The organism is Bradyrhizobium liaoningense, from assembly GCF_018130785.1.
GTDB classification, from domain to species: domain Bacteria; phylum Pseudomonadota; class Alphaproteobacteria; order Rhizobiales; family Xanthobacteraceae; genus Bradyrhizobium; species Bradyrhizobium liaoningense_A.
Genome location: NZ_JAFCJT010000047.1, coordinates 1 through 12,711 on the forward strand (window position 1 = coordinate 1; position 12,711 = coordinate 12,711).

Consider the following 12,711-nt stretch of genomic DNA (forward strand, 5'->3'; position numbering starts at 1 on the left):
ATGGCCTTGCGGCGATCGCCGAAGCCCGGAGCCTTGACGGCCGCGACCTTCAGGCCGCCACGGAGGCGGTTGACGACGAGGGTGGCGAGCGCTTCGCCTTCGACGTCTTCGGCGATAATCACAAGCGGTTTGCCGCTCTGGACCACGGCTTCCAATAAGGGAAGCAACTCATTCAACTGAGATAGCTTTTTCTCATTGATCAGGACGTAGGCATCATCCATCTCAACGCGCATCTTGTCGGCGTTGGTGACGAAGTAGGGCGAGATATAGCCGCGGTCGAACTGCATGCCCTCGACAACTTCGAGTTCGGTCTCGAGCGACTTGGCTTCCTCAACGGTGATGACACCCTCGTTGCCGACCTTCTTCATGGCGTCGGAGATGAACTTGCCGATCTCCGCATCGCCGTTGGCCGAGATCGTGCCGACCTGGGCGATCTCCTCGTTCGAGGTGACCTTCTTGGAGTTCTTGACGAGGTCGGCGACCACGGCTTCGACCGCGAGGTCGATACCGCGCTTCAGATCCATCGGGTTCATGCCCGCGGCAACCGACTTGGCGCCTTCACGGACGATCGCAGCCGCCAGCACGGTCGCAGTGGTGGTGCCGTCGCCGGCCGCGTCAGCGGACTTGGAGGCGACTTCGCGCACCATCTGGGCGCCCATGTTCTCGAACTTGTCGTCGAGCTCGATTTCCTTGGCGACGGTGACGCCGTCCTTGGTGATGCGGGGAGCGCCGAACGACTTGTCGAGGACGACGTTGCGGCCCTTCGGGCCGAGCGTGACCTTCACCGCATTGTGGAGGATGTCGACACCGCGGAGCATGCGGTCGCGGGCATCGACGCCGAATTTGACTTCTTTGGCTGACATATCGGGTTTCCCTGAGTTTTTACTTGTGTCTCACCCTTTGAGGCGCCGGCAGGCGCTCCTCAGGGGTGAGCGGCGCGAGCGGTGGACTAGGCGGCCTTCTTCTTGGAAGCCACCTCGGTGAGAACGCCCATGATGTCGCTCTCCTTCATGATTAGCAGTTCCTGGCCGTCGATCTTGACCTCGGTGCCTGACCACTTGCCGAACAGCACGCGGTCACCGACCTGCAGGTCGATCGGGATCAGCTTGCCGGCCTCGTCACGGCCACCGGGGCCAACGGCGATGACTTCGCCCTGGGAGGGCTTTTCCTTGGCAGTGTCGGGGATGATGATGCCGCCGGCGGTCTTCTCTTCTGCGTCGATGCGCTTGACCACGACGCGGTCGTGAAGCGGACGGAATTTCATGGTCTCCTCCAATTTTTTCAGTTGCGTTTGTTTGGATGAAATAGCAATCGAAGCCAGCGAGTGCTAACCGCTGCGAAAATAAGCTGGCCTGGCCGGCATACAAGACAAAGCCGCGAAGGATTGCAGAAAACTTCTGCACTCAAGGACATATGGCCCCGTTAGCGTGTGCGGTAAGTCATTGTTAAAGCGTGAAAGATCAACCGAATGCGAGCCGTGGGTGAGAGCGAAGAGTCCGGTCAGCTCGTGAAGCGAATTTCGCGTTCCTCTACCGACTTGCCAGTGTCGAGGGCCCGAGGAGAGAGTTTGTTTCCAGTCTCTCTCCCTCCAGCAAAAGGCATTTGAAAACATGTGCGGCACTGCCGGGGACGGCTGAAATCGAGCAAAGGTTATCTGAGACTGATGCTCTGCAAATCCGTTTCGCGAGCGGACGGTCCCGGTGCCGCCAAGCTTTGACGAACGCCCACGCGGGCACTAATCCTTGAGATCAGCGGTCGCGCAAGCAGCAATAGTCGTCGCCAAGGTCCCAAGGACGGCCGGCCAATTTACCCACCTGACACGCTGCCTGTGGCTGATCGTACATGCCAGCGGTATCCCATACGGATACACCGGGTTCATCGCAAAGCCAGAGTCAAGACCGTCCGCCTTGCTTAACCCTTGCAAACCATTTCATTTCAGCAATATGCACGGTGCTTGCGCAGCAATTCCGGCGGAAGCATCCTGTCGCGGTGCAGCGGCAAGCGTCGGATGTCCTATCACGGCGTGGGATAAGTCGCGAACGCGAAGCACCTCGACAAGCCGCAGTTGCATGACTACGGATCTGCCAGACCAGTGTCCCGAGGAATGAACGTGACGAAGTCGACCGCGCGCAAGCGCCAATCAGCAACAAACGTCCTGCGCGCAGCTGCGGCAGAGGCGCCGAAGCGCCTGCGGTCGGACGGAAACGTCACCGAAACGACCTATCGAAAGCTTCTGGACCTGATTGAATCGCGGCAACTTGCGCCGGGCGAGGTCATCGAGGAGCGACGGCTTGCGCTTCGCCTCAAGGTGTCGCGCACTCCGCTACGTGCCGGGATCAGCCGTCTGCTCGGCGAGGGCAGGCTGGACCAGCGTTCGACGCGTGGGCCGACGGGCTGACCGGTCGGTTCTGCCTTATCAACTTGCCGAGAACGTCTGGCCGAACCAGGTCATTCCGACAGGGAGAAAAGCCTTGCGGCTTCAATGAAGGTCTATCGACCCAATTGTCGGAATGCCGATTGATTTCTTTGACAAATCATACGCCTCTTAATCAGCGGCCCCATCGGAAGTCTGTGCGACCAACTCCAATCGGCACGCGCGGCCCCGTCACTTTCGGAAGGTCCGCCCTGCGAGGGGCGCTTCTTTATTTGGAAAGAGCTGCCAAGCTATTGATATTTCTGAAGTGTGTTTTGGCCCATTTTTCCAAATGCGCTTTGAAATCGTTGCATGATCAGGCGGGTTTTGATTCCGCCATTCCTGACGTTGGTCCAAACTAACCGTTGCCAGTGAATCTAAGATTCTGTTGCCAGCTCCCTGGTTCATTTGGAAATGGCCGCTCGGTCGCCGACGAAGGATCTAACCAATCCCGGCCCGCATCCGACTCCCAAGGTCCTCAGCAACTCGCGTTCTCGTCTATGAAAGCCGCAACGAAATCGCAACGAATTGGGTGAAACGACCGTGAACAGAACGGGACTGGTGTAAATGCCACATCCAGAAAGATAATAACATAGAAGATGCTCACTGCGTTCGGAACGCAGGAACGCCCTCGGGCAGATCGCGACCTGAACGGAATGTCGGTATCGGTGGTTGCGCCTCCCGGATTTTAACCCACTTGCCGATCATTTCAGCCGGCGACGGACCGCGCAGGAACCGAGGCTTTTGGCGGACTGTCGAGAACCGACGTTCCGAGTTAGGCTACTCTACTGTAAGAAAACAGGGCTTCAGAAAGAGTGGGTTTCGCAGTGTAGCGGTCTCCCGCTACCATCTTTCCCCACACCCCTTTGGTGCGGTTGGGAAAAGCTCTTTCCCCCAGCAGAGCGCTTAACCGACCTGCTATCTCCACCGTCACGCCAGGCGATGCGTAGTGATCAACCTCCACCCGGTTCGCAACGCGCTATCGGTAGCGAGCCAAAGGCGTTCATGAGAAAGCAAGCCAGGCAAAGAAAATCATGAGTTTCTTCGAGCGTCTAAAGATAGAAGCATCCGACGAGTGGTGCGCCTATACAGAGCATCCCTTCACGAACGGGTTGGCGGACGGCTCGCTCCCCGAAGCGGCGTTTCGTCACTACCTCGCTCAGGACTACCTATTCCTTGTCGAGTTTGCTCGCGCCTACGCGCTCCTGGTCTATAAGTCGCCCAAGCTTGCCGACATGCGTGAAGCGGCGGCCGGCCTCTCGGCCATTCTTGACGTCGAGATGAACCTGCATGTGAAGCTCTGTGCCGGTTGGGGCCTTTCCGCGAGCGACCTCGAACAAACCTCTCCCGCGGTCGAGATGCTGGCCTACACACGCTACGTGCTCGACGCGGGAATGCGCGGTGATCTGCTGGCACTTAAGGTGGCACTTGCCCCCTGCGTGATCGGCTACGCGGAGATCGCAAAGCGGCTCGCCTCGCGTCCCGATGCGAACGCTGCGACGAACCCCTATCGCGTTTGGATCGCGGAGTACGCCGATGTGCCATACCAGGAGGTCGCGACGAAAGCGCGGGCGCACCTGGAGCATCTCGCCGATCTCTACGCCACGCCGGCCCGCGAGGCCGAGCTAATTGCGATTTTCAAGGAAGCCACCCGACTCGAGGCAGACTTCTGGGAGATGGGCTGGCGCGCGGGCCAGCCTGTTGAATAGCCCCTCGATAATTTGTCTGGCTCTTAATCAGCGGCTCTGTCGGAGCATCTCCAACCGATGGGTGGGCGACGATTTTATTCGCCATCATCCAAGTCGGTCCAGCGCCATCGAGCTGCGCCAGAAGGTGAATTGATGTCGCCGAGCATTCACGCTGGCGGGCCCATGTGCGTGCCGATCGTGCGAGACGTCGCGGTGCTGGCCGCTGGTTCTCAGGCTACGCTCTGGTTCAATCTCGCGTCGGCGAAACAACGCCCGACGACGTCAATCGGCGGCTTGCAACGGGAATCGTTAGGCAATGCTCGCGCAGTTGGTAATCTGTCACGCTTGGCTGCCCGATTGGCCATTTGATCAACAAATATGGCGGCCCTGGCGTTGACGTCTGCCTGAAGGGAAAATGCTTGCTGCGCCCCAACTAGAGCGGCGAGTGTCACGATACAGGTAAGGAAATGTGACGTGAGTGTCTTGATACGCATGGCAACTACTCACTCGACCACTTGCCCCTTAGTTCTGTCGCGACGAGCAGCGTCGCGGTTCAACGCCTTTTGTCTCGGCGAGATGTTCTGGCGCCACGTCCATGGGCACCAGATGCCAGTCGAGCCCGGTTCCCAAATAGGGCGTGTAGTAACGGGGCGCAGCGACATGGCCGGCGGGATGCGCGAAGATGAAGACCACGCGGGAGGCGCCGGTCGGAAACTTCATGACGTTACCCCTTCACCGCGCCTGCGGTCAGCCCGCTGACGAGATAACGGCGCACCGCAAGCGAAAAGATCAGCACCGGCGCCATCACCAGCGATCCGCCGGCGGCGATCTTGCCCCATTCCCACCCCTCGTAGTTCATGAAGTTGACCACGGCGACCGGCGCGGTGCGCGCGTTGGTGCGGGTCAGGATCAGCGCGAAGAAGAAATCGTTCCAGGCATAGAGGAAGCAGAGGATCGCGGTTGCGGCGATGCCTGGCGTCACCATCGGCAGCACGATTTTCGTGAAGACAATGCGCGTCCGCGCCCCGTCGACAAGGGCGGCTTCCTCCAGCGAGACCGGGATGGTGTCGAAGAACGGCTGCATCATCCAGATCACCAGCGGCAGGTTGAAGCTGGTGTAGACCAGCACGAGGCCGGTGATGGTGTCGAGCAGCCCGATCCAACGGTAGAACAGGAAGAACGGGATCGTGAACGCGATCGGCGGCGCCATGCGCGTCACCAGGATCGCAAAGGAGAGGCCGTGCTTGCCGCGGCCGGCCCAGCGCGACAGCGCATAGGCGGCCGGCACGCCGAGCAGCAGCGCCAGCGCGGTCGAAAACGAGGCACTGAGCAGGCTGTTGAGGAACGAGGCCGAGAACGCGCTGTGCCAGAGCGAGATGTAATTCTCCAGCGTCGGCGTGAAGATCAGCGGCGGCGGGAATTGCAGGATCTGGTCGTTGGTCTTGAAGCTCATCTGCAGCAGCCACAGGAATGGCGACAGCAGGACCAGCAGCGTGACCGTGATCGCGATCAGTCGGCCGGGCGTGGCCTTTCGCAGAGATGATTCGTTCATGCCAGTGCTTCCCGCCGCCGGCCCATCCAGACCAGGCCCAGGCTGATGCCGCAGACCAGCAGCAGCATCACCACGGTGACCGCGCTGGAATAGCCGATCTCGTTGGTATCGAAGGCGAGCAGGTACGCATAGTAGTTAGTGACTTCGGTGACCGTGCCCGGGCCGCCGCCGGTCAACAGGAAGATCAGCGGGAACGCCTTCACGCTGTCGATCAGGCGGAACATGCCGGAGATGACGAGGATCGGCGTGATGAAAGGCAGCGTCACGTACCAGAAAATCTGCAGCTTGTTGGCGCCGTCGACGAGCGCGGCTTCCGAATATTCGTCCGGAATGGTCTGCAGCGCCGCCAGCACCATCAGGAAGGTGAAGGGCAGCCACTCCCAGGTATCCGCGATGATGATCGAGGTCAGCGCGAAGTCGACGCTGGAGGTCAGCGCCGGCATGGTGAAATTCAGGGCTTGCGCCGCATAATAGAGCGGGCTGATGTCGGGCGCGTAGATCAGTTTCCAGATCACCGCGACCACGATCGGCGGCAGCACCATCGGGATCAGGAAGAAAGTGCGCGCGAACTCGACGAAGCGCGACGGCACGTTCAGGAGCAGGGCGAGCAGCATGCCGAGCAGCACTTGGAATAGCACGCTCCAGACCGACAGCTTGGCCTGCACGACAAGCGAATTGACGAAGCGGGGATCGCCGGGCAGCAGGCCATAGTTGCGGAACGGCTCGCTGAAATCGGTGGCCGAGCCCGGCGTCGTCAGCTGGAACGGCGTCAGGCTCGTCACGATCAGATAGATCGCCGGCAGCACCGCGACTGCGAACAGCACGACCAGGCTCGGGGTGAGCGCCCAGGCGATGAACCTGCGGCGCTCTCCGTCAATTCCACTCTCGCTCAAAGCTTGGTCCCGGCGCGGCGGAGTGCGGCGATGGCCTGGTCCTGGGCCGCGTTCATGGCGTCCTTTGCCGGCAGCTGGCCGGTGGCGACCTGCTCGAACGCCTTGTTGAGGACGTCGCCGACGATCGGGAACTCCTTCGACGTGCGATAGGCCATGTAGTTCTCGCCCTTGCCCGGCAGCTCCAGCACTTCGAGATAGAGCGCGCCGAGGTCCTGGCCGTTTACCGTGTTGAGCTTGCGATACTCGTCGCTGGTGATGATCGAGCGGCGGCAGACCGAGGAGTGACCGTGCTCCTTGACGAGCTTCATCGAGATTTCCGGGCTGAGCGCCCATTTGATGAATTCCCACGCCGCCTTCTGGTTCTTGGCATTCTTGGGAATGCCGAGGCCCTGGCTGTTCGACGCCGGATAGTCGTGCACGGGACCGGCGGGCGAGCGCACCACGCGCGAGGTGTCCTTCACCTTGCTCTCGTCGGAGAGCAGGATCGGCGTCACCCAGGCGCTGGAATGGATGAAGATGTTGGAGCGGCCGGTCAGCATCGCCTGCCGCGCCTGGTCTTCGGTGTAGGTCAAGACGCCCTTCGGCGCGCTCTTCAGGAGGTTCGCATAGAACTCGACGCCCTGGATGGCTTCAGGGGTATTCAGCGCCGGCATGACGTCGCCGGGCGGATTTTTGAAGATGTTGCCGCCAAAGCCCTGGATGTAAGGCGGCAGATTCCAGTTGTGCAGGAACCACGACACCATGCCGCTGACGCCATCGGTGCCGTTGATCTCGGCGCAGACCTGTTGAAGCTCGGCGAAGGTTTTCGGGATCTTCAGCCCCTTCTTCTCCATCAGGTCCATCCGCGACAGACCCATCAGCATGGCGCCGCCTTCCCAGGAATAGCCATAGGTGGCGCCCTTGGCGTCGCGATAGGGCACCTGCGCGCCGTCGACGAAGTCCTTCGGATTCCAGTCGGCGGGTGTCAGGTTGGCATCGCCGGTGAATTCGTCGAGATTGGCGAGCAAGCCCGCCGCGATCCAGCGCGTCGCCAGCGTGAAGGTGACGTTGACGAAGTCGTAGGCCGAGCCGCCCGAGGACAGTTCGAGATTGGCCTGCTGGTTGTAGACGGGCAGGGCCGAGAGCTGGAGGTCGACCTTCATGCCGGTCTTTTCCTCGAACTCGGGGATGTATTTCTGCAGCAGCGTGAAGAAGCGGTGCTGGAACGAGGCGCCGTGCAGCGTCACGCCGGCAAACGGTTTTGTCTGCGCGATCAGCGGTGCGGGAAATGCCGCGAGTGCGGCGGTAGCGGCGCTGGCCTTGAGCAATTTACGGCGGCTGAGCGAACTCGCGCGCGATGCGGTCTTCATGTTTGTCTCCCTCAATCGTTGTTTGCCGGTGTCAACGCGCCCGTCTGGTGCGGGCGTTCTCGTCCTCGGTGTCTTTGGTGTCTTTCTTCTTCTGGCGCGACATGGCCGTGACGATGTTCTGTTCGGTGAGATCCATCAGCTTGTGCATGGCCTGGCGCGCGCCGTCGGGATTGCGCGCCCAAATCTCGTCGAGCACCGTGCGGTGATAGGGCAGACTCTTGCGCGGCGCGCCCGGATTGGTGCTCGAAAGGTCGAATGACATCCGCAGCGCTGCGGCCACCGTCGCGCCGAAGGCGATCAGGAAGTCGTTGCCCGTGGCGATCAGGATGCCGCGGTGGAACTGCAGATCGGGTTCGGCATAGGCGACACGGTCCATGCCGGCAGCGTCCATGCCGCGATAGGCGCGCTCGATCCGGGCAAAATCCTCGTCGGTGCCGCGCGCCGCGCAGATTGCGCAGGCCTCGGGCTCGACGATGCGTCGGACCTCCAGGATCTGCTTGGCGAACTCCTGCGTCGGCAGCGCCGACAGCGTCCAGTTCAAGAGCTCCTCGTCAAGCATGTTCCAGTCGAAGCGCGCCCGCACATGGGTGCCGGCCTTCTGCTTCGAGGCGATCAGCCCCTTGGCCTTGAGCAACGACAGCGCCTCGCGGATCGAGGTGCGGCTGACGTCGAAGCGCGACGCGAGTTCGATCTCGCGTGGCAGCGTCGTGCCCTCGCGCCACACGCCGGTCAGGATCATCCGGGCCACCTCGCGGGCGACTTGGGCGCTCGACTGTGGATTTTCGGCCTTCGCCACGTCCATCTGATCCGGGTTCAAATGTCTGATTTATTGCAACTGCGAACGGACGCGGGGCAAAGAATTAAGCCCCGTTTGTGCAAGATATCCCCACGGTCCGAGGTTTGACAAGAATTATTATGTCAGACATATTTTCTATTCTGACATCGCCGCGTAGGACAAATCGATCGTGACAAAGCCCCACATCATCCTGGTCATGACCGACCAGCAACGGTTCGACACGATCGCGGCGACGGGCCATCCCTATATGAAGACGCCAAATCTCGACCGCCTCGTGCGCGAAGGCGTCTATTTCGACAATTGCTTCATTAATGCGCCGAGCTGCGTGCCCTCGCGCGCGGCGCTGTTTTCCGGCCTCTATCCGCACGCCTCGGGCGTGCTGAAGAACGGGCAGCGCTGGCAGAAGACCTGGGTCAGCAATCTGGCGGACGCCGGCTATCACTGCGTCAATGTCGGCAAGATGCACACCATCCCCTATGACGCCAAGGCCGGCTTCCACGAACGCTTCGTGGTCGAGAACAAGGATCGCTTTTTCGAGGGGCGCTGGTTCGCCGACGAGCTCGACAAGGCCTTTGCTGCGCACAAGCTGACGAAACCGTCCCGCGCCGGCTATCGCAGCCTGCCTGACTATGGCGACCGCATGGGCGCATTCACCTGGGAAATGCCGAAATCGCTGCATCCCGACATCTTTGTCGCCGAGACCGCGATGTGGTGGCTGGAGACGCGCCCCAGGCCCGAGGCGCTGTTCATGCAGATCGGCCTGCCCGGTCCGCATCCGCCCTATGATCCGCTCCCGGAATATCTGGAGCACTATCTCGCCCGCAACGATCTGCCGGTGCCGCAACCAACCGAGGCGGAGATCGAAGGCCTGCCGGCGTATCTGAAAGAGAAGCGGCGCCACGACACGGAGGTCGACCACGACGCGGTGTCATGGAAGCTCCAGCCCACGCACGAAGAGATGCGGCGCCTGCGCGCGCATTATTATGCCAACGTCACCATGATCGACGAGCAAATCGGGCGCCTGCTGCAAACGCTCGAAGACAAGGGCTATCTCGACAATTGCATCGTCGTCTTCATGTCGGACCACGGCGACAATCTCGGTGAGCACGGCCTCAGCCAGAAATGGTCGATGTACGAGCCCGTCACGCGCATTCCGCTCTTGTTCTGGTCACCCGTCCTGTTCTCCGGGCGCCGCATCAGGGAGAAGTGCCAGCTGTTCGACCTCGGCCCGACGATCCTCGATCTCGCCGGTGCGGAGCATCCAAAACCGTGCCAGGCCCGCAGCCTGCTGCCGGCGCTGAAGGGGGAGAGCTGGTCGGGCCGCGACTTCGTGTTCTCTGAGCAGGCCGGCGACGTCGCCATGACCGGCGCAAGGCTGATCACCATGGTGCGCGACGACCGCTGGAAGGCCACATTTATCCACGGCGCCGAGGACGGCCAGCTGTTCGATCTCAAGACCGACCCGCTCGAGCAGAGCAATCTGTGGGGCATGCAAGAGTTCGCCGGCGAGATCAGCCGGCTCAAGGACGCCTTCATCGAATGGCGCCAGAACAGCCTGCTCGAGACGATGGATCTGAACGCAGCGGCGCGGTGAGTGCGCGCCTCGCGGGACGTCATGCCCGGGGGCGTAGCGGTTCGAGACGGCCAAGTCGCCGTCATCGGGCTCACCGCTTTTCACCTTCGATGCTTGGCTGTCATTCGCACAGCGACGCTCACCGCTCAGTCATGGTTGGCCACATCCTGCGCAAAACACCGTCCTTGATCACATAGCGGTGGAAAAGCGCGGCCGCGGAATGAAGCAGTGCCACAGCGACGATGATATTTGCGATCAATCCGTGCCACGTATTGATGCTACGCATGAATGCGTCACCGCCGAATTTCGGAAAGTGCAGGATGTTGAACAGTGGGAAACCGTGCGCAAACACATTGGTGATGCCCAGTGCGACCATGATCACGAGCAGCAGATCGAGTAGCCGGTGCATTGCCACTGCCGTCACGTGGAAGACGCCGCGGTTAATCGGCGGCAATCTACGGCCGCGTGTGGAGCGCCAGAACATTCCAAAGATCACGACGCTCGCGAACGCAAAACCAAACAGGACATGCACGGACCAGATGTCAACCCGAAGCGGGCCACGCGGCAGAAGGTTAGTCGTCCTACCAATCAGAAACTGGATCGCGACGAGAATTGCGGTCGCCCAGTGCAGCGTGATCGTCGTGCGGTCATAGACTTCCGGCGGACTTCCAGAAGTGTCGGTCATGTCGCAGCTCAATCCGCTTCCAATGAGGCGTATTTCTTCTCGAAAGCCCACACCTCCTGAAAACCAATCAACGAGCTGAACACGTTGAAGTCATAGAGCGGCTCCTGCACCGGCTTGTCTTCGGCCAGCGCACTATAGACCTTGTCCAGAGCATGAGCGGTAGCGAGCAGGCCCGCCGTCGGATAAATAGCCATCCGGTAGCCGATTTCCCTGAGTTTATCCTGACTGAGAATGGGCGTCCGCCCCCCGTGTAGTTGGTTCGAGACCAGCGGCACGTCCAAAGCCATTCCGATCTTTCGCATCTCCGCTTCCGATTCCGGACTCTCGATGAAAATAATGTCGGCCCCGGCTTTAGCATAGGCTTCGCCACGGCGGATCGCTTCATCGAGGCCAAGTTGCGTGCGAGCGTCCGTGCGCGCGATGATCAGGAAATCTTTCGATGAGCGCGCATCGTTCGCGACGGTCAACTTGCTGACCATCTCCTTGGCAGAGATCACGTGCCGGTTCGGCGTGTGCCCGCATTTCTTCGGGCTCTGCTGATCTTCAAGCTGGATCGCTGCGGCTCCAGCCTTCTCGTAGCCGCGGACCGTGTGATGAACATTCAGCAGACCACCGTAACCGGTATCGCCATCGGCGATCAGCGGCTTGCGCACGGTTTGGGCGATAACCTGCACGCGATCTAGCATCTGCGAATAGGTCGCTAGACCGGCATCAGGCAGCCCGAGGTAAGACGCCGCGACCCCATAGCCTGTCATGTAAAGCGCGTCGGCCTTGGTGCGATCGGCGAGCTTGGCGGAGACCAGATCGAATACACCGGGACAGGTCACAAACGAATTTTCCTCGATCAACTTTCTCAGGTTTTTGGACGTCATCGCGATCTCCTAAACTGATTTTGGATGATGAGATGGGCTGCGATCGTCACGATTGCCCGGAGGCGGCCAGCGCAGCACTCCTTCTGCACGGAAGCATTCAACAGATTGCTCATGGCCTCTATTGCTATCCGTCAATAGCTATTTGATAGTAGCAATATGAAAATTCAACGCCGGAACCGCGGCATCACGCAACTGCGAAGACAGTTGATGGACGTTTCCCGCCGACTGCGCCGCGAAGCCACCGTGGACGATCGATCCTGGGCGCGGTTGCTGGTGCTGGGTGCGATCGACCGCCACGGCGAATCGGCCACACCTTCGGTGCTCGCGGCCGACGAAGGCATGCGCTCTTCAAATCTTGCGGCAGCGCTGCGCTTCCTCGAAGCGCGCAAGTTGATCGTGCGGACGCCGGACACCAGGGATCGGCGCAAAGTCAGGCTCCGGCTTAGTTCAGCCGGGCAGCGATTTCTCGATGACAGCCGCGCCCGCGGCGAACGCTGGCTCACCGAAGCCATGGATGCATGCCTCACAGCCAGCGAGCGCTCGGAGCTGATCAAGGCCGCGGCCTTGCTCGACCGCATCACGGCTTATTCCAAAGCGGCAATGCGGCGCGGCCGAAAATCGTGAGAATTCCATAGGACTGATTTCAGTTTGAATGTCAGCAATTGGCCTGTGACTGACCTTGGCTCAGAGTGCCGCGACGGCCGCTTTGCGGAGGTGAGCCGACCAAGATCTTGCAAGCTACCGAGGCTGCCTTTGACCGATTTTGTTGCAAAAGTCGGCTGTAACCGACGGATGTCTTTCGGCCATTCGGTCAGGCCGACCGGCTTTGATCCGCCGCCCCTAACGCTCTCAACGCAACTCCTACGCTACGCAATGCGCAAAGCATGAGC

The 12,711-nt window shown here is 60.6% G+C and carries 13 protein-coding genes; 4 read left to right on the forward strand and 9 right to left on the reverse strand.

The window, feature by feature from the left end; genetic code table 11:
- Nucleotides 1-863 (reverse strand): chaperonin GroEL (groEL, locus tag JQ627_RS38485; RefSeq protein ID WP_212489528.1); only part of this gene is annotated, 863 nt, incomplete at its 3' end.
- 86 nt (nt 864-949) lie between these two features.
- Complete coding sequence (locus tag JQ627_RS38490; protein WP_212489529.1) at nt 950-1,264, reverse strand: co-chaperone GroES; 315 nt, start codon at nt 1,262-1,264, stop codon at nt 950-952.
- Between the two features lie 846 nt (nt 1,265-2,110).
- On the opposite strand from JQ627_RS38490, the gene JQ627_RS38495 reads away from it, so the two are divergent.
- Together JQ627_RS38495 and tenA are read left to right on the forward strand one after the other, a co-directional pair.
- Nucleotides 2,111-2,398, forward strand: coding sequence for a GntR family transcriptional regulator (locus tag JQ627_RS38495; RefSeq protein ID WP_212489530.1), 288 nt, complete (start codon nt 2,111-2,113; stop codon nt 2,396-2,398).
- Between the two features lie 1,049 nt (nt 2,399-3,447).
- Nucleotides 3,448-4,122, forward strand: coding sequence for a thiaminase II (tenA, locus tag JQ627_RS38500; protein WP_212489531.1), 675 nt, complete (start codon nt 3,448-3,450; stop codon nt 4,120-4,122).
- Nucleotides 4,123-4,623: 501 nt separating this feature from the next.
- Here tenA and JQ627_RS38505 read toward each other — a convergent pair.
- The 5 genes from JQ627_RS38505 to JQ627_RS38525 are packed head-to-tail and all read right to left on the reverse strand — an operon-like array spanning nt 4,624 to nt 8,691.
- A complete protein-coding gene (locus tag JQ627_RS38505) occupies nt 4,624-4,821 on the reverse strand; it encodes a hypothetical protein (RefSeq protein ID WP_212489532.1) in 198 nt (65 codons plus the stop codon).
- 4 nt (nt 4,822-4,825) lie between these two features.
- Nucleotides 4,826-5,653, reverse strand: coding sequence for a carbohydrate ABC transporter permease (locus JQ627_RS38510; protein WP_212489533.1), 828 nt, complete (start codon nt 5,651-5,653; stop codon nt 4,826-4,828).
- Nucleotides 5,650-6,546 (reverse strand): carbohydrate ABC transporter permease, encoded by an 897-nt coding sequence (locus tag JQ627_RS38515; RefSeq protein ID WP_212489534.1) that lies wholly within the window; start codon nt 6,544-6,546, stop codon nt 5,650-5,652. The genes JQ627_RS38510 and JQ627_RS38515 overlap by 4 nt, the downstream gene beginning before the upstream one ends.
- Nucleotides 6,543-7,895 carry an ABC transporter substrate-binding protein gene (locus JQ627_RS38520; RefSeq protein ID WP_212489540.1) on the reverse strand — a complete coding sequence of 451 codons (1,353 nt, stop codon included), beginning with the start codon at nt 7,893-7,895 and terminating at the stop codon, nt 6,543-6,545. The genes JQ627_RS38515 and JQ627_RS38520 overlap by 4 nt, the downstream gene beginning before the upstream one ends.
- A 31-nt stretch (nt 7,896-7,926) precedes the next feature.
- Nucleotides 7,927-8,691 (reverse strand): FadR/GntR family transcriptional regulator, encoded by a 765-nt coding sequence (locus tag JQ627_RS38525; protein WP_212489535.1) that lies wholly within the window; start codon nt 8,689-8,691, stop codon nt 7,927-7,929.
- Between the two features lie 169 nt (nt 8,692-8,860).
- Between JQ627_RS38525 and JQ627_RS38530 the strand changes: the two genes are divergently transcribed.
- The gene (locus JQ627_RS38530; RefSeq protein ID WP_212489536.1) at nt 8,861-10,285 is read left to right on the forward strand and encodes a sulfatase-like hydrolase/transferase; all 1,425 of its coding nucleotides are present in this window, start codon (nt 8,861-8,863) and stop codon (nt 10,283-10,285) included.
- A gap of 118 nt (nt 10,286-10,403) precedes the next feature.
- On the opposite strand, the gene JQ627_RS38535 is transcribed toward JQ627_RS38530, so the two are convergent.
- Complete coding sequence (locus tag JQ627_RS38535) at nt 10,404-10,949, reverse strand: cytochrome b (RefSeq protein WP_212489537.1); 546 nt, start codon at nt 10,947-10,949, stop codon at nt 10,404-10,406.
- A gap of 8 nt (nt 10,950-10,957) precedes the next feature.
- Nucleotides 10,958-11,821, reverse strand: coding sequence for an oxaloacetate decarboxylase (locus JQ627_RS38540; RefSeq protein ID WP_212489538.1), 864 nt, complete (start codon nt 11,819-11,821; stop codon nt 10,958-10,960).
- A 207-nt stretch (nt 11,822-12,028) separates the two neighbouring features.
- On the opposite strand from JQ627_RS38540, the gene JQ627_RS38545 reads away from it, so the two are divergent.
- Nucleotides 12,029-12,445, forward strand: a complete 417-nt coding sequence (locus tag JQ627_RS38545; RefSeq protein WP_249143738.1) for a MarR family winged helix-turn-helix transcriptional regulator — start codon at nt 12,029-12,031, stop codon at nt 12,443-12,445.
- The last annotated feature ends 266 nt before the right edge of the window (nt 12,446-12,711 follow it).